Annotated in this window: 16 protein-coding genes; 9 read left to right on the top strand and 7 right to left on the bottom strand. The window is 69.5% G+C overall.

Translation table 11 applies throughout. The annotated features are described in order from the left end of the window. Positions 1-75: 75 nt before the first annotated feature. The 7 genes from HB662_RS21845 to HB662_RS21875 are packed head-to-tail and all read left to right on the top strand — an operon-like array spanning position 76 to position 5,753. Positions 76-810, top strand: a complete 735-nt coding sequence (locus tag HB662_RS21845; protein WP_171970271.1) for an SDR family NAD(P)-dependent oxidoreductase — start codon at positions 76-78, stop codon at positions 808-810. Beyond that, the gene (locus tag HB662_RS21850) at positions 807-1,304 is read left to right on the top strand and encodes a MarR family winged helix-turn-helix transcriptional regulator (protein WP_168052756.1); all 498 of its coding nucleotides are present in this window, start codon (positions 807-809) and stop codon (positions 1,302-1,304) included. The genes HB662_RS21845 and HB662_RS21850 overlap by 4 nt, the downstream gene beginning before the upstream one ends. Further along, a complete protein-coding gene (locus HB662_RS21855; protein WP_168052758.1) occupies positions 1,301-2,119 on the top strand; it encodes an enoyl-CoA hydratase family protein in 819 nt (272 codons plus the stop codon). The genes HB662_RS21850 and HB662_RS21855 overlap by 4 nt, the downstream gene beginning before the upstream one ends. Continuing rightward, positions 2,119-3,282, top strand: a complete 1,164-nt coding sequence (locus tag HB662_RS21860) for an acyl-CoA dehydrogenase family protein (protein WP_168052760.1) — start codon at positions 2,119-2,121, stop codon at positions 3,280-3,282. The genes HB662_RS21855 and HB662_RS21860 overlap by 1 nt, the downstream gene beginning before the upstream one ends. 17 nt (positions 3,283-3,299) lie before the next feature. After that, entirely contained in the window at positions 3,300-4,895 is a 1,596-nt protein-coding gene (locus tag HB662_RS21865; protein WP_245185799.1) for a benzoate-CoA ligase family protein, read from the top strand. Next, complete coding sequence (locus tag HB662_RS21870; RefSeq protein ID WP_168052764.1) at positions 4,892-5,359, top strand: acyl-CoA thioesterase; 468 nt, start codon at positions 4,892-4,894, stop codon at positions 5,357-5,359. Before HB662_RS21865 ends, HB662_RS21870 begins: the two co-directional genes overlap by 4 nt. Beyond that, positions 5,349-5,753, top strand: coding sequence for a RidA family protein (locus tag HB662_RS21875; protein ID WP_209443409.1), 405 nt, complete (start codon positions 5,349-5,351; stop codon positions 5,751-5,753). The genes HB662_RS21870 and HB662_RS21875 overlap by 11 nt, the downstream gene beginning before the upstream one ends. Positions 5,754-5,757: 4 nt before the next feature. On the opposite strand, the gene HB662_RS21880 is transcribed toward HB662_RS21875, so the two are convergent. Further along, positions 5,758-5,967: a hypothetical protein gene (locus HB662_RS21880; protein ID WP_168052768.1), complete on the bottom strand. Its 210-nt coding sequence runs from the start codon at positions 5,965-5,967 to the stop codon at positions 5,758-5,760. A gap of 348 nt (positions 5,968-6,315) precedes the next feature. On the opposite strand from HB662_RS21880, the gene HB662_RS21885 reads away from it, so the two are divergent. Continuing rightward, positions 6,316-7,527 carry an NADP-dependent isocitrate dehydrogenase gene (locus tag HB662_RS21885; RefSeq protein ID WP_168052770.1) on the top strand — a complete coding sequence of 404 codons (1,212 nt, stop codon included), beginning with the start codon at positions 6,316-6,318 and terminating at the stop codon, positions 7,525-7,527. Between the two features lie 79 nt (positions 7,528-7,606). Further along, entirely contained in the window at positions 7,607-8,290 is a 684-nt protein-coding gene (locus HB662_RS21890) for a DUF599 domain-containing protein (protein ID WP_168052772.1), read from the top strand. 150 nt (positions 8,291-8,440) lie between these two features. On the opposite strand, the gene HB662_RS21895 is transcribed toward HB662_RS21890, so the two are convergent. The 6 genes from HB662_RS21895 to HB662_RS21920 form a co-directional block, all read right to left on the bottom strand. Beyond that, positions 8,441-8,857, bottom strand: coding sequence for a hypothetical protein (locus tag HB662_RS21895; protein WP_168052774.1), 417 nt, complete (start codon positions 8,855-8,857; stop codon positions 8,441-8,443). 55 nt (positions 8,858-8,912) lie between these two features. Then, positions 8,913-9,968: a P1 family peptidase gene (locus HB662_RS21900; RefSeq protein ID WP_168052776.1), complete on the bottom strand. Its 1,056-nt coding sequence runs from the start codon at positions 9,966-9,968 to the stop codon at positions 8,913-8,915. Continuing rightward, complete coding sequence (alaS, locus tag HB662_RS21905; protein WP_168052778.1) at positions 9,965-12,613, bottom strand: alanine--tRNA ligase; 2,649 nt, start codon at positions 12,611-12,613, stop codon at positions 9,965-9,967. Before alaS ends, HB662_RS21900 begins: the two co-directional genes overlap by 4 nt. Positions 12,614-12,707: 94 nt before the next feature. Continuing rightward, positions 12,708-12,977 carry a PepSY domain-containing protein gene (locus tag HB662_RS21910; RefSeq protein WP_168052780.1) on the bottom strand — a complete coding sequence of 90 codons (270 nt, stop codon included), beginning with the start codon at positions 12,975-12,977 and terminating at the stop codon, positions 12,708-12,710. A gap of 57 nt (positions 12,978-13,034) precedes the next feature. Then, on the bottom strand, positions 13,035-14,069 hold the full coding sequence (recA, locus tag HB662_RS21915; RefSeq protein WP_168052782.1) for a recombinase RecA: 1,035 nt from the start codon (positions 14,067-14,069) through the stop codon (positions 13,035-13,037). Positions 14,070-14,245: 176 nt separating this feature from the next. After that, positions 14,246-15,823, bottom strand: a complete 1,578-nt coding sequence (locus HB662_RS21920; RefSeq protein ID WP_209443410.1) for an ATP-binding protein — start codon at positions 15,821-15,823, stop codon at positions 14,246-14,248. Between the last annotated feature and the right edge of the window lie 10 nt (positions 15,824-15,833).

A 15,833-nucleotide genomic window follows, 5' to 3' on the forward strand; every position in this document is an offset into this window, starting at 1 on the left:
AGTTTAGGCTTCAAGGAATGAGGGTTCAACCGGATGTTGCGCAAGGCCTCGCCGATGTTTTAGGCTTCAAGCATCATGCAGATCGGCACGCTCCAGGGCAGGACGGCATTGGTGACCGGCGGCGGCAGCGGCATCGGCGCCGCCTGCGCCGCGGCGCTGACGGCAGCCGGGGCGCGGGTGACGGTGCTGGGGCGGCGTGAGGCACCCTTGCAGGCGCGGGTGGCGGCCGGGGAGGCTGCGTCCCTCATCGCCGCCGATATCAACGCCCTGCCCGCCTTGCCGGCCTTCGACATCCTGCTGCATGCCGCCGGCGCCGCCGAAAGCGCGCCCTTCCTGAAATCGGATGCCGCGCTGTTCGACCGCATGTGGCGCACCAATGTGCTGGGCGCCGTCGCGGTGGCCCAGGCGGTGCTGCCGGGGATGATCGTGGCGGGCTTCGGGCGGGTGGTGATGGTGGCCTCCACCGCCAGCCTGAAGGGCTACCCCTATGTCACGGCCTATGCCGCCGCCAAGCACGGGTTGCTCGGCCTGGTGCGGTCGCTGGCGCAGGAAGTGGCGACCAAAGGCGTGACCGTGAACGCCATCTGCCCCGGCTTCACCGAGACCGATATCGTGGCGGGCTCCGTCGCCCGCATCATGCAGAAGACCGGCCGCGACGAAGCGGCCGCCCGCGCCGAACTCGCGAAGCACAACCCGCAGTGCCGCTTGGTGCAGCCTTCGGAAGTGGCCGCCGCGGCGCTTGCGCTCTGCTGGCCCGGCAGCGGCGCCATCAACGGCCAGGCCATCGCGGTGGATGGGGGCGAGACATGAGCGTGGATGCCGAAACCGCCCTCGCCCATGAGCCCCCCGGCCACAAGGATGAGCTGCGCCTCTGGCTGCGGATGCTGACCTGCACGACGCTGATCGAAAGCGAGATCCGCACCCGCCTGCGCCGGGACTTCGACACCACCCTGCCCCGCTTCGACCTGATGGCGGCGCTGGACCGCGCGCCGGCGGGCCTGTCGCTCGGCGAGGTCTCCCGCCACATGATGGTGAGCAATGGCAACGTCACCGGCGTGGCGGCGCGGCTGGAGGCCGAAGGGCTGGTCGAACGCCGCGCCCGGCCGGGCGACCGCCGCGCCCAGCTTCTGCGCCTGACGCCCAAGGGCCGCCGCGAATTCGCCCGGCAATCGGCCGCGCATGAGGGCTGGATCGCGGAGCTTCTGGCCGGCGTGACGGCGGTGGAGCGCGGCGCGCTGTTCCGCCTGCTCGGCCACGCGAAAATCTCGGTCCGCAACGCACTTCCGCCGGAGCCCAGCGCATGATCACCGGCCCTCTCTCAGCCTATGACGCCCAGCATGTGAAGCTGGAGGTGGCGGGCAGCGTCGCGACGCTCACGCTGAACCGGCCGGAACGCAAGAACCCGCTGACCTTCGACAGCTACGCGGAGCTGACAGCGATCTTCCGCGCCGCGGTGCATGACGATCAGGTGCGCGCCTTCGTCGTCACCGGCGCCGGCGGCAATTTCTGTTCGGGCGGCGATGTGCACGAGATCATCGGGCCGCTGCTGGAGCGCGACACGCGCGGGCTGATGGCCTTCACCGCGATGACCGGCGACCTGGTGAAGGCGATGCGCGCCTGCCCGCAGCCGATCCTGGCGGCGGTGGATGGCATCTGCGCGGGTGCCGGCGCCATCATCGCCATGGCGTCGGATTTGCGGCTCGGCACGGCACGGACCAAGGTGGCCTTCCTGTTCAACCGCGTGGGGCTGGCCGGCTGCGACATGGGCGCCTGCGCCATCCTGCCGCGCCTCATCGGCCAGGGGCGCGCGAGCGAGCTGCTTTATCTCGGCCGCTCCCTCGGCGGGGAGGAAGGCCTGGCCTGGGGCTTCTTCAATGCGCTGCATGCGCCGGAGGCGGTGTTGGAGGCAACGACGGAGATGGCGCGCGGCATCGCGGAGGGTCCGGCCTTCGCGCACGCCATGACCAAGCGCATGCTGGCCATGGAATGGGCCATGTCCATCGAACAGGCGATCGAGGCCGAGGCGGTGGCCCAGGCGCTGTGCATGACCACGCAGGATTTCCGGCGCGCCTTCGACGCCTTCGTGGCGAAGCAGCGCCCTGTGTTCAGAGGCGACTGATGGCCGACACCTCCTTCCTCGACTGGCCCTTCTTCGAACCGCGCCACCGCGACTGGGCGGCGGAGGTGGAAGCCTGGGCGGCGCGCCATGCGGAGGCGCTGTCCGATGAACACGACGCCGATGCCAGCGTCATCCGCCTGGCCCACGCCATGGGCGAGGCCGGGCTGCTGCGCGTGCCCTGCCCGGCGGATGGCGTGCTGGATGTGCGGGCGCTGTGCATCGCGCGCGACATCCTGGCGCGGCATAGCGGGTTGGCGGATTTCGCCTTCGCCATGCAGGGCCTCGGCACCGGTCCGGTAACCCTGTTCGGCAGCGCCGCGCAACGCGACCGCGTGCTGGCCGGTGCGCGGGCTGGCACGGCGCTGGCCGCCTTTGCGCTGAGCGAGCCGGAGGCGGGCAGCGATGTTTCGGCGCTCGCGCTGACCGCGACACCCGACGGCAACGGCCACTACCGGCTGAACGGCCAAAAGACCTGGATCAGCAATGGCGGCATCGCCGCCACCTATGTGGTCTTCGCCCGCACCGGGGAGGCGCCCGGCGCCAAGGGGCTTTCAGCCTTTCTCGTGCCCGCCAATGCGCCCGGCCTGACGGTCGCGGAACGCATCGAGGTCACGGCGCCGCACCCCCTCGCCCGCCTGGATTTGGCCGATGTGCGCGTGGCGGCGGAGGACATGCTCGGCAAGCCCGGCGAGGGTTTTCGGGTGGCGATGTCCACCCTCGACGTCTTCCGTGCCAGCGTCGGCGCCGCCGCGCTGGGCTTCGCCCGCCGTGCGCTCGACATGACGGTCGAGCATGCGGCGACCCGAAAGATCTTCGGCGGCACGCTATTCGACCAGCAGATGTCGCAGGCCGCCATTGCCGACAGCGCGACGGATGTCGAAGCCTCCGCCCTGCTGGTCTATCGCGCCGCCTGGCTGAAGGATTCCGGCACGCCCCGCGTGACGCGAGAGGCCTCCATGGCCAAGCTGCACGCCACCGAAGCCGCGCAACGCTGCGCCGACCGCAACGTCCAGATCCATGGCGGGCTCGGCGTCACCAAGGGCCATAAGGCCGAAGAACTCTACCGGGAGGTCCGGGCGCTTCGCGTTTACGAAGGCGCCTCCGAGATTCAGCGCGTGGTGATTGCCCGCGCCGAACGCCAGCTTCGCACGTCACTCGACTAGAACGAGGGATGGGTGCAATGCGCGACAGCTTCTGCGAGGACCGGCTGCCGCCGCCGGACCAGTGGCCGGACTTTCTTCTCGACCGGCCGGAGTTCCAGTATCCGCCGCGCCTGAACTGCGCGGTGGAATTGCTTGACCGCAACCTGCAGCGCGGCCGCGGCGACCACCCGGCGCTGGTCACGCCGGCGGAGACGCTGAGCTACGCGCAGCTCGCCGATCGCGTCGATCGCATCGCCCGCGTGCTGGTGGAGCGGCTCGGCCTGGTGCCGGGCAACCGGGTGCTGCTGCGCTCGGCCAACAACGCCTGGATGGTCGCCGCCTATTTTGCCGTGCTGAAGGCCGGCGGCGTGGTGGTCGCCTCCATGCCGCTGCTGCGCGCGAAAGAGCTCGGGCAAATGCTGCGGAAGGCGCGCATCACGCATGCGCTGTGTGATGCGCGGCTGGCGGATGAACTTCGCAAGGCGGATGGGCCGGACCTTCGCCACCTGGTCACCTGGGGCGATGGCGTGCTGGAGGAGATGGTCGCAGAGGCCGCGCCCGGCTTCCCCGCCTGCGACACCGCCGCCGACGACATCTGCCTGATCGGCTTCACCAGCGGCTCCACCGGCGAACCCAAGGGCACGCTGCATTTCCACCGCGACATGCTGGCGATCTGCGATGGTTATGCGAGGCAGGTGCTGCGGCCCGAACCCTCCGACATCTTCATCGGCTCGCCGCCGCTGGCCTTCACCTTCGGCCTCGGCGGGCTGGTGCTGTTCCCTTTCCGCGTCGGCGCCACCGCCGTGCTGCTGGAACGCGCCTCGCCGGAGGAACTGCCGACCGCCATCGCCCGCCACCGCGCCACCATCTGCTTCACCGCCCCCACCGCCTATCGCGCCATGGCCGCCCATGCCGCGCAGCACGATCTCTCCTCACTTCGCAAATGCGTCTCTGCGGGCGAAACGCTGCCCCGGCCCATCTACGACGCCTGGCTCGCCGCCACTGGCCTGAAGCTGATGGACGGCATCGGCGCGACGGAAATGCTGCACATCTTCATCAGCGCGCGGGAGGACCAGATCCGCCCCGGCGCCACCGGCCTGCCCGTTCCCGGCTACATCGCGCGCGTGGTGGACGACCAGGGCGCGGAGGTGCCGCGCGGCACGCCCGGGCGGCTCGCCGTGAAGGGTCCCACCGGCTGCCGCTACCTCGATGACCCGCGCCAGGCGCAATACGTCCAGAACGGCTGGAACATCACCGGCGACACCTACATCCAGGATGCGGACGGCTATTTCTGGTACCAGGCGCGCAACGACGACATGATCGTCTCCGCCGGCTACAACATCGCGGGGCCGGAGGTGGAGGCGGCGCTGCTGACGCATCCCGCCGTCGCCGAATGCGGCGTGGTCGCCGCGCCGGATGCGGAGCGTGGCCGGGTGGTGCGGGCCTATGTGGTGCCGAAGCCCGGCTTTCCGCCGGATGCGGCGCTGACCCGCGCCCTGCAGGACCATGTGAAGGCGGAGATCGCGCCCTACAAATACCCGCGCAGCATCGTCTTCGTCGAGGCCCTGCCGCGCACGGAAACCGGCAAGCTGCAGCGCTTCGCCCTGCGCCGCCAGGCCGAAGCCGGCGCATGACCCGCCCCACCCCCCTGCCCTTCGAGAAGCTGCCGCCCCGCGCCTTCCACGCGCCCGCGCGCATCCGCTTCGGCGATTGCGACCCGGCCGGCATCGTCTTCTTCCCGACCTGGTTCGCGCTGGCCAATGCCGCGGTGGAGGATTTCTTCCGCGACGAGCTGGGCCTGGATTTCCACGCTTTGCACGCGACCCGCCGCATCGGCACCGGCTTCGCCCATGCGGAGGCCGATTTCTTCGCCCCCGGGCTGATGGGCGATGCCGTGCTGCTGACGCCGCTGATCACCCGGATCGGCGGCGCCAGCTACGGTTTCACCATGCATGTGCATCGCGGCGCGGCGGAGCTGCTGCGGATGCAGCTGGTGACTGCCACCACGAACCTCGATACCCGCCGCCCGGTGCCGATCCCGGATGATCTGCGCGCGGCGCTGGCCCGCTACCAGGAACGCTGCACCGATGGCCGATAGCCCGCTGACCGCCCTGCAGCCCTTCGGCTGGCCGCCGCCGCGCGGCTATTCCAACGGCATGATGGGCCGCGGCCGGGTGGTGCTGGTCGGCGGGCAGATCGGCTGGGACACGCAGGGCCGCTTCCCCGAGGGTTTCGTGCCCCAGGCGCGCCAGGCACTGGCCAATATCCTGGCCGTGCTGGCGGAAGCCGGCGGCGGGCCGGAACATATCGGCCGGCTGACGTGGTATGTGGTGGACATGGCCGAATACCGCGCCAGCCTGGCGGAACTCGGCCCCGCCTACCGCGCCGTGATGGGACGCAACTTCCCGGCCATGGCGCTGGTGCAGGTGGTGGCACTGGTCGAGCCGGAGGCCCGGCTCGAGATCGAGGCCACGGCCATCCTGCCCGACTGAGCGTTCAGACCGGGTCGGGGACCCCGGCCTCCGGCATGCCGATCTCCGGCTCCGCCTCCGCCTTGGCGCCGTCCTGCCACCCCTTGCGTTCCTCGCACAGCCGACGTGCCAGCAACACGCTGCCGACGGCGCCGGCGCCGAGCGCCAGGGTGGTGACGGCGCCGGCGACCATTACCGCGCCGAACATGGTGCCTGCGGCCATTCGCAGAATCATCGCCCGCTCCTCAACTTGCCGCCCCTATCTGGGCGGCCTGCGCCGGGAATCCAGCATCACGGGCGGCGGCGCAAGGGATCGTTCCGCGGCGCAGGAACACACCACGGTGCCATCCGCCAGCTGGTTCGGCATGGTCGGCTCCGCGCAATGCGGGCATTCGACCAGTTCCAACCTTGGCTCAGGCGGCGGCGGGCGGCTCATGCGTCTGTCCTGCCGGGGCAGCCTTGCGCCCGGGCGGGCTTGCCGGCGGAGGGTGTGGTTGGCATGTTCCGCCACCTCCCACCCTTCGGCGTGATGGCGTCGTCCCGGCATCGGTGGCCGGCGACAGAGACAGGCAAGGATACAGGCATGGCCAAGATCAAGGTTAAGACCCCCGTCGTCGAGATGGATGGGGATGAGATGACGCGCATCATCTGGGGGTTCATCAAGGACCGCCTGATCCTGCCCTACCTCGACATCGACCTGAAGTACTACGACCTGGGCGTGGAATACCGCGACCAGACCGATGACCAGGTGACGGTGGACGCGGCCAACGCGACCAAGCAGTACGGCGTCGGCGTGAAGTGCGCGACCATCACCCCGGACGAGGCGCGGGTGAAGGAGTTCAACCTCAAGAAGATGTGGCGCAGCCCGAACGGCACCATCCGCAACATCCTCGACGGCACCATCTTCCGCGAGCCGATCATCTGCCAGAACGTGCCGCGCCTGGTGCCGCATTGGTCCAAGCCGATCGTCGTAGGCCGCCACGCCTATGGCGACATCTACCGCGCGGTGGAGATGAAGGTGCCGGGCGCCGGTACGGTGAAGATGACCTACACCCCGGAAGGCGGCGAGCCGCAGGAAGTGGGCGAGTTCGTCTTCAAGGATGCCGGCGTGTTCATGGGCCAGCACAACCTCAATCGTTCGATCGAGGGCTTTGCCCGGGCGTCGTTCAACTACGGCCTGGCGCGGAAGTATTCCGTGTATTTCAGCCACAAGAACACGATCCTGAAGGCCTATGACGGCAACTTCAAGGACATCTTCAAGTCCATCTTCGATGCGGAATTCGCCGCGAAGTTCAAGGAAGCCGGCCTGGTCTACGAAGACCGCCTGATCGATGACATGGTTGCCTCCGCGCTCAAGTGGGAAGGCGGCTATATCTGGGCCTGCAAGAACTACGACGGCGACGTGCAGTCCGACATCGTGGCGCAGGGTTTCGGCAGCCTCGGCCTGATGACCTCCGTGCTGCTGTCCCCGGACGGCAACACGGTGGAATCCGAGGCCGCGCACGGCACGGTGACGCGCCACTATCGCGAGCACCAGAAGGGCCGCGAGACCAGCACGAACCCGATCGCCTCGATCTTCGCCTGGACCCGTGGCCTGGCCTACCGCGGCAAGTTCGACGGCACGCAGGACGTGGTCGATTTCGCCAATGCGCTCGAGCAGGTTTGCATCGAGACGGTGGAATCCGGCGACATGACCAAGGACCTCGCCATCCTGATCAGCAAGGACCAGCCCTGGCTCAACACCCAGGCCTTCCTCGCCAAGCTGGATGAGAACCTGAAGAAGAAGATGGCCTGAGCCATCGGCGTCGGGCGGCCCCCGGGCCTGCCCGACGCCACGCTGGCGGTTCCATGCTGCACTGCACTATAAGTGCGGCATGACCACCTTCACCCTGCTCGACTGGACCGCGCTGGCCGTCTTCGCCGGCTGCTGGCTGGGCTATGCCAATGTGGTGGACCGCGTGCCGCGCATCCGCCGGGCCAGCGTCATCGCGGCCATGGACGAATACCGGCGGCGCTGGATGCACGCCATGCTGACGCGGGAAAACCGCATCGCCGACATGGCGGCGATCGGCAACCTGATGAACAGCACCAGCTTCCTCGCAACCACCAGCATCTTCATCCTGGGCGGCCTGGTGGCGCTGCTGGGGGCACCCGATCTCGGCCGGCGCGTCGTCGCCTCCCTGCCCTATGCCGCCGTACCGGATGATTCGAGCTGGGAGCTGAAGATCGGCCTGCTGCTGCTGATCTTCGTCAACGCCTTCTTCGAGCTGACCTGGGCGCTGCGACAGTTCAACTACACCTCGATCCTGGTCGGCGGCATTCCCTGCGGCAAGCCGGACAGCCAGGCGCAGGCTTTGGCGGACATGGCGGCGGATGTGGCGAACCGCGCCGCGCGACACTTCAACACCGGGCTACGCAGCTATTATTTCGGGCTCGCCGCCCTGGCCTGGGTGGTGCACCCGCTGGCGCTGATCGCGACCAGCCTGTTCGTGCTGCGGGAATTGCATCGGCGCGAATTCCGCAGCGCGCTGCGCCATGCGGTGACCGAGAAGACGTAGTCATACCAAATCCCACTGATGGGAACCTGCGCCCGCCGAAGGCGGGCGAGCGGCCGAATGGCCGCCGCGCCAAGTGGCGCGTAGCCAAGCCGGCGGATGCCGGCGCCGGCGATTGAGGCGGTGATCGGTCACGATCACCGGGATCTGGTATCACCCGTCGCGCTCGATTCCCCGCAGCACCGCCCAGTATTCCTGGAACATGGCCACCCGGATCCTGCGGTCCGGGCTGCGCGGCGGCAGCCGGTCCGGGTGGAAGCGGCGCGCGAATTCGCGCTTGGCGCGCTGGAAGCGCGGCTCCGCCGGCGCGATGCGCGCCAGCCGCAGTTCCACCCGCAGCCGCGCCACCTCCGCCGCCAGCAGGGCGGCACGTTCGCCTTCGAAGCGCGCATAGGCACGGCTGCGCGAGAGGCGCAGGGCACGCAGGGTGACCCCGCCCCGATGCGGGCGCTGCAGCCTTTGCCAGAGGGAACGCAGCACGGCCCAGGCGCCGCGCAGCGCCTTGCGGATCAGCAGCCCCAGGCCGAGCAACAGCAATGCGAGCACCAGCCCGCCCACCAGGGTCGCCACGCCGCCTCCAACCCGCAGGATGGAGGCAGATTGCCCGACAAGCCTTCGCGAATTGTTAAGTGCGGCGCAGCGCCGACACCTGGTCCAGCGGCAGCGCCCGCCCGACCAAGCGGCGCCCCCCGAGCCGGCTTTCCACGGTGGTCGCCATGGTCAGCGCGTTCAGCACCGCCTCCTCCGTCGCTTCCGCCGCGGCGACGAACAGCGGCGACATGCGCTCATTCGGCCAGTCCAGCGTGGCGCCGCGACCCGGGCCTCGCCGCACCGCCTCATGCGTCGCGAAGGCCAGCGCATAGTCGCCGGAGCCATCCGAAAAGGCCGCGCCGGTGCGCGCGATGCCGCCCATGGCCCGCCGCGCCAGGCGCTGCAGGTTGCGGTCGGATAGCGGCGCGTCGGTGGCCACCACGACCATGACGGAGCCATCCGCATCCGCCTGCTCCGCCGCATGCTCCGCCAGGTAGTATTTTTTCAAATGCCGCCCGACGGACAACCCGTCCATCACCAGCGCGCCGCCGTAATTCGCCTGGACCAGCACACCCACCATCCACCCACCCAGCGCGGTGGGCAGGAGGCGGGAGGAAGTGCCGATCCCGCCCTTCCAGCCGAAGGCCATGGTACCGGTCCCGGCGCCGACGCAGCCTTCCGCCACCGGCCCTTCGGCAGCCGCGGCCAGCGCATCCAGCATGTGCTGATGGGTGACGCCGCGGGCGCGGATGTCGTTCAGGCGGCCGTCATTGGTCTCGCCCACCACGGCGTTGACGGAGCGCACCGCCTCATTCCCCGGCTGCGCCAGAGTCCAATCCACCAGCGCCTCCACCGCTCGCCCCACGGCGAGAGTGTTGGTCAGCAGGATCGGCGTTTCCAGCTCGCCGAGTTCCTGCACCTGCGTGACGCCGGCCATCTTGCCGTAGCCATTCATGGCAAACAGGCCCGCCGGGACACGATCCGCGAAGGGGTTGCCGACATGGGGCAGGATGGCGGTGACGCCGGTTCGCGTCGCCTCACCCTCCATCACCGTGACCTGGCCGACACGGATGCCGGCCACGTCGGTGATGGCGTTCAGCGGGCCGGGGGCGAAGATGCCGGGCGCGAAGCCGAGGGCGCGGGCCCTCACCCCGCCAGCGCCGCCCGCACCGCCGCCAGGGCGTCCGCTGCCTTGGCCGCATCCGGGCCACCGGCCTGGGCCATGTCCGGCTTGCCGCCGCCGCCCTTGCCGCCGATCGCCGCACTCGCGGCGCGCACCAGCGTCACGGCATCCGTCCTGCCCTTCGCCGCCTCGCCGATGCCGACGAAGACGCTGGCCTTGCCCTCGGCCGTCGCGACCACCGCCACCACATCGGCGGTGCCGGATTGCAGGATGGCCTCGACCACGCCCTTCAGGTCGCGCGGTGGCATCTCGCCCAACTCGCGCAGCGCCACGCGCAGGCCGGCGATCTCTTCGACCTCCGCCGCCGCGCCACCCGTCGCCAGCTTCTTGCGCAGGTCGGAGACCTCGCGCTCCAGCTTCTTGCGGTCCTCAAGCAGGCTGGTGATGCGGTCGGCCAGCTCGGCCGGGCGCGCCTTCAGCACGGCGGCGGCCTGGATGAGCTGCCGGTCGCGCTCCTCCAGCAGCTTCATCGCGGCTTCCCCGGTCACTGCCTCGACGCGCCGGATGCCGGCCGCGACGGCGCCTTCGGAGACGATGCGGAACAGGCCAATATCGCCGGTGCGCTTCACATGTGTGCCGCCGCACAGCTCCAGCGAATAGACGCCATGGCGCTCCACCGCCTGCGGGTCGTGGCCCATCGAGACCACGCGGACCTCGTCGCCATACTTCTCCCCGAACAGCGCCATGGCGCCCACGGCCACCGCCTGTTCCGGCGTCATCAGCCTTGTCACCACCTCGGCATTCTCGCGAATGCGAGCGTTCACCTCGGTCTCGACCCAGGCGAGGTCGTCATCGGTCATCGGCGTGGGCTGGGAGACGTCGAAGCGCAGGCGGTCCGGCGCGTTCAGCGAGCCCTTCTGCGAGACATGCGTGCCGAGCCGGCGGCGCAGCGCCTCATGCAGCAGGTGCGTCGCGGAGTGATGCGCGCGGATGGTGCCGCGGCGGGTGTGGTCGACCTCGGCCACCACCGGCAGGCCCAGCTTCGCCTCGCCATGCGCCACCACGCCGTAATGCACGAAGAGCTCGCCGAGCTTCTTCTGCGTATCGCGCACCACGATCCGGCAGGCCTCGCCGGCGGAGATCAGCCCGGCATCGCCCACCTGGCCGCCGCTTTCGGCATAGAAGGGCGTCTGGTTCAGCAGCACGGCCACTTCGGTGCCCGGGCCGGCGCTTTCCACCGGCTTGCCGTCCACCAGGATGGCGAGGATCGACCCCTCCGCGCTCTCGGTCGAGTAGCCGAGGAATTCGGAGGCGCCGAGCTTCTCCTTCAGGTCGAACCACTGGGTTTCCGTCGCCGCCTCGCCCGATCCGGCCCAGGCGGCGCGGGCGCGCTGCTTCTGCTCGGCCATGGCGGCGGCGAAGCCTTCCGTGTCCACGGACTTGCCCTCGCCACGCAGCGCGTCCTGCGTCAGGTCGAGGGGGAAGCCATAGGTGTCATACAGCTTGAAGGCGACCTCGCCGGGCAGCGTGCCCTTGTCACCCAGCTTGCCCGATTCCTCGGCCAGCAGGCCGAGGCCGCGTTCCAGCAGCGACCGGAACCGCGTCTCCTCCAGCCGCAGCGTCTCCACCACCAGGGATTCGGCGCGCAGGATTTCCGGGTAGGCCGCGCCCATCTGCCGGGTCAGCGCCGGCACCAGGCGGTGCAGCAACGGCTCCCGCGCGCCCATCATGTGGGCGTGGCGCATGGCGCGGCGCAGGATGCGGCGCAGCACATAGCCGCGGCCCTCATTGCTGGGCAGCACGCCATCGGCCATCAGGAAGGTGCCGGCGCGCAGATGGTCGGCGACCACGCGATGGCTGGTCTTCCATTGGCCGTCCGGCTCCTGGCCGGTGGCCTCGGCGCTCGCCAGGATCAGGGCGCGCAGCGTGTCCGTGTCGTAATTGTCGTGCTTGCCCTGCAGGATCGCCGCGAAGCGCTCCAGCCCCATGCCTGTGTCGATCGAGGGGCGCGGCAGCGGCACGCGGGTGCCGGGCGGGCCTTCCTCATACTGCATGAAGACCAGGTTCCAGATCTCGATGAACCGGTCGCCATCCTCATCCGGGCTGCCGGGCGGCCCGCCGGGGATCTTGTCGCCATGGTCGAAGAAGATCTCGGAACACGGGCCGCAGGGGCCGGTATCGCCCATGCGCCAGAAATTGTCGGAGGTCGGGATGCGGATGATGCGGCTGTCCGGCAGGCCGGCCACCTTCTTCCAGTAGACCGGCGCCTCCTCATCCTCGGAGTAGACGGTGACCAGCAGCTTGTCCTTGGGCAGGCCGAAATCACGGGTCAGCAGGGTCCAGGCATGCTCGATCGCCTGTTCCTTGAAGTAGTCACCGAAGCTGAAATTGCCCAGCATCTCGAAGAAGGTATGGTGCCGGGCAGTATAACCGACGTTGTCCAGGTCATTATGCTTGCCGCCGGCGCGCACGCACTTCTGGGCGGTTGTCGCGCGCTGGTAGGAACGCTTTTCCTGACCCGTAAAGACGTTCTTGAACTGGACCATGCCGCTGTTGGCGAACATCAGCGTCGGGTCGTTGCGCGGCACGAGGGGGGAGCTTTCCACCACTTCGTGCCCGTTGCGCCGGAAATAATCCAGGAAGGTGGCGCGGATATCGTTGCTGCTGCTCATGGACTCGGCATGTCTCGCAAGGGGCCGCGATCGTTAGAGCAGAATACGCCAAACCGGAAGCGGGCGCGTGGCCCGCCCCGGGGTATCAACTGGCTCAGTCGTCGCGTTCAATCTCCAGGACGCGACCATCGAGCGCGGAAATCTCCACTTCCATCTCGCGATCCTGGGCATCGCGGCCCTCGATCTCCCATTCGTCGTCGTCGCAATCCACATCGGTGATGCGGACCATGCCGGCGCCGCGCGCGACGTCTTCCGCCTGGGCGCGGGTGAAGGGCCCGCGGCAGGTGTCGTCATCGGCCGCGGCGGGGAAGGCCGGCAGGATCAGGCTGAAGGCGAGGAGGGCGGCAGGCAGGGTGCGGATCATGCGGGTAACCTTTCCATGTGATTACCGCCATGCAACGCACCCGCGCCGTTTGGTTCCCTACTCGGCCGCCGCCGCCTCCTCGCCCTCGCCTGCCAGCATGGTGCTGGCCAGGCCGCTGGCCTGGTCACGGATGCGCTTCTCGACGCTTTCCGCCATCGCCGGATTGTCGCGCAGGAACTGCTTGGCGTTCTCCCGCCCCTGGCCGATCCGCTGGCTGTCGCAGCTGAACCAGGCGCCCGACTTCTCGACGATGCCGGCCTTCACGCCGAGGTCGATCAGCTCGCCGACCTTGGAGATGCCCTCGCCATACATGATGTCGAATTCGATCTGCCGGAACGGCGGCGCCATCTTGTTCTTCACCACCTTCACACGGGTCTGGTTGCCCGTCGTGGTGTCGCGGTCCTTGATGGCGCCGATCCGGCGGATCTCAAGCCGGATGGAGGCGTAGAACTTCAGCGCATTACCGCCCGTGGTGGTCTCCGGATTGCCGAACATCACGCCGATCTTCAGGCGGATCTGGTTCAGGAAGACCAGCAGGGTGTTGGAGCGGGAGACGCTGCCCGTCAGCTTGCGCAGCGCCTGGGACATCAGGCGGGCATGCAGGCCGACATGGGTGTCACCCATCTCGCCCTCCAGTTCCGCCCGCGGCACCAGCGCGGCCACGCTATCCACCACCAGCACGTCGATGGCGCCCGAGCGCACCAGCGTGTCGCAGATCTCAAGCGCCTGCTCGCCGGCGTCAGGCTGGCTGATCAGCAGGTTCTCGATATCCACACCCAGCTTCTTGGCGTAGCCAGGGTCCAGCGCGTGCTCCGCGTCGATGAAGGCGCAGGTGCCGCCCTTCTTCTGCGCTTCCGCGATCATGTGCAGCGCCAGCGTGGTCTTGCCCGAGCTTTCCGGGCCATAGACCTCGATGATCCGCCCCTTGGGCACGCCGCCGATGCCGAGCGCCAAGTCCAGCCCGAGCGAGCCGGTGGAGATCACCTCCACCTCATCCAGCGCGGCCTTGTTGCCCATCCGCATGATCGAGCCCTTGCCGAAGGCGCGTTCGATCTGGCTCAGTGCGGCATCCAGAGCCTTGGTCTTGTCCATGCGGCTCGCTCTCCCGAAATCCGATCTCAACCTATGGGTGAAATTGAGGCAGGTCTACCACCCACCGGTCAATCCCCTGGCTGGAAGAACCGTGCGGCGCACCCGAAAGGCGCGCTGCGGCCCACCCGGCCTGCTGAGCGGAATATCGCGCGGGCGAGCGATTCCGACAAGAACATTTAGGAAACTTTTACCGCATTCGCCGGCAGGATCCCCCGCAGCTCCGCCACCAGTGCGCCCAGGCTGTAGGGCTTGGCGAGCAGCCTGATTCGCTCCGCCGTCAGGTCCCGGCCCAGCGCCGCCTCGGCATAGCCGGAGACCAGCAGCACCGGCAGGTCCGGCCAGGTCTTGCGCAGCCGGGCCGCCAGTTCCAGCCCGTCCATGCCGGGCATGACCACGTCGGAGACCAGGGCCAGCGGCGGCGGCGCGCCGCGTTCCAGCATCTCCAGCGCCTCCTCCGCGCAGCCGGCGCTCATCACCTCGAAGCCGGCGCGGCGCAGCGCGCGCTCGGCCAGCCGCAGCAGCGGCACCTCATCCTCCACCAGCAGCACCGGGGCGCTGCCGTAGCTGGCCGGGGCGGGCAGCGGCGGCGCGACGGGCGCGGCCGGGCCCGGCGGTGCCACCATGGCCGTCGACACCGGCGGATCGGCCGGCCCCTCATGCCGCGGCAGCCAGATGCGGAAGCGCGTGCCCTCCCCCTTCTTGCTGTCGACGGAGATGAAGCCGCCGGATTGCCGGACGATGCCATGCACGGTGGACAGGCCGAGCCCGGTGCCGCCCTGTTCGCGCCTTGTGGTGAAGAAGGGGTCGAAGATGCGCGGCAGCACATCCTCCGGAATGCCGGCGCCGCTATCGGCCACTTCCAGCAGCGCATAGCGCCCGGCGGGCAGGGTCTCGCTGCCCAGCGGTTCCGGCCGCAGCACCACCGCGTGGCTGGTGCCGATCCGCATCGCCCCACCCTCCGGCATCGCGTCCCGGGCGTTCAGCGCCAGGTTCATGATCACCTGGTCGAGCTGCGTCGGGTCGATCCGCACGCGGCGGGAGGGTTCCTCCAGCGTCAGCGCCAGGCGCACCCGGCTGCCGAGCAGCCGCTTCAGCAATTCCCCCATCGAGGCGACGGCCGAATTCAGATCCACCACCCGCGGCCGCAACGCCTGCTGCCGGGCGAAGGCCAGCAGCTGGCGCACCAGCGCCGCGCCGCGGCCGGCGCTTTCCATCACCTGGCGCAGCTCCGCCGCCGCGCCACCTTCCGGCGCGCGCGTCAGCGCCGCCTCCGCGCTGCCGGCGATGGCGGTCAGCAGGTTGTTGAAGTCATGCGCGATGCCGCCGGCCAGCGCGCCGACCGCCTGCAGCCGGGCCGCGGCGGCCTGTTGTTCCGGCGGGCGGGTGGAAATCCGGGTTAGCCGCAGCGCGGTCAGCCGGTCCTGGGTCGGCAGCGGGCAGCGCTGCGCCTCCAGCCGCAACAGCCCATCGCCGGCCAACGCCACCACCCGCTTCTGCCCGGCAACCAGCGCCGCCAGCGACTCCTCCCGCCCCTCGGGCGCCAGAAGCTGCCGCAGCGCGAGGCCCGCCCGCGGCGGCAGCATCGGGCCGCAGAGGCCGGCGAAATCGCTGTTCCAGGCGGTCAGGCGGTCGTCCTGGTCAAGCAGCGCCAGGCCGGCGCCCGAGGCCTCCATCACCGCCTGCACCAGCGGGTCCGGCCTGGGCAGAAGCGTTCGTCGCAGCAGCGACTGCAACCCGCGTCGCGCCTCGCTCATGCCGCTCTCC

Source organism: Falsiroseomonas frigidaquae, assembly GCF_012163145.1.
Classification (GTDB): Bacteria; Pseudomonadota; Alphaproteobacteria; order Acetobacterales; family Acetobacteraceae; genus Falsiroseomonas; species Falsiroseomonas frigidaquae.

Coding starts and splice junctions, on each gene's coding strand:
- HB662_RS21845 (WP_171970271.1), top strand. CDS start 76: ATGCAGATCGGCACGCTCCAGGGCAGGACGGCATTGGTGACCGGCGGC.
- HB662_RS21850 (WP_168052756.1), top strand. CDS start 807: ATGAGCGTGGATGCCGAAACCGCCCTCGCCCATGAGCCCCCCGGCCAC.
- HB662_RS21855 (WP_168052758.1), top strand. CDS start 1,301: ATGATCACCGGCCCTCTCTCAGCCTATGACGCCCAGCATGTGAAGCTG.
- HB662_RS21860 (WP_168052760.1), top strand. CDS start 2,119: ATGGCCGACACCTCCTTCCTCGACTGGCCCTTCTTCGAACCGCGCCAC.
- HB662_RS21865 (WP_245185799.1), top strand. CDS start 3,300: ATGCGCGACAGCTTCTGCGAGGACCGGCTGCCGCCGCCGGACCAGTGG.
- HB662_RS21870 (WP_168052764.1), top strand. CDS start 4,892: ATGACCCGCCCCACCCCCCTGCCCTTCGAGAAGCTGCCGCCCCGCGCC.
- HB662_RS21875 (WP_209443409.1), top strand. CDS start 5,349: ATGGCCGATAGCCCGCTGACCGCCCTGCAGCCCTTCGGCTGGCCGCCG.
- HB662_RS21880 (WP_168052768.1), bottom strand. CDS start 5,967: ATGATTCTGCGAATGGCCGCAGGCACCATGTTCGGCGCGGTAATGGTC.
- HB662_RS21885 (WP_168052770.1), top strand. CDS start 6,316: ATGGCCAAGATCAAGGTTAAGACCCCCGTCGTCGAGATGGATGGGGAT.
- HB662_RS21890 (WP_168052772.1), top strand. CDS start 7,607: ATGACCACCTTCACCCTGCTCGACTGGACCGCGCTGGCCGTCTTCGCC.
- alaS (WP_168052778.1), bottom strand. CDS start 12,613: ATGAGCAGCAGCAACGATATCCGCGCCACCTTCCTGGATTATTTCCGG.
- HB662_RS21910 (WP_168052780.1), bottom strand. CDS start 12,977: ATGATCCGCACCCTGCCTGCCGCCCTCCTCGCCTTCAGCCTGATCCTG.
- recA (WP_168052782.1), bottom strand. CDS start 14,069: ATGGACAAGACCAAGGCTCTGGATGCCGCACTGAGCCAGATCGAACGC.
- HB662_RS21920 (WP_209443410.1), bottom strand. CDS start 15,823: ATGAGCGAGGCGCGACGCGGGTTGCAGTCGCTGCTGCGACGAACGCTT.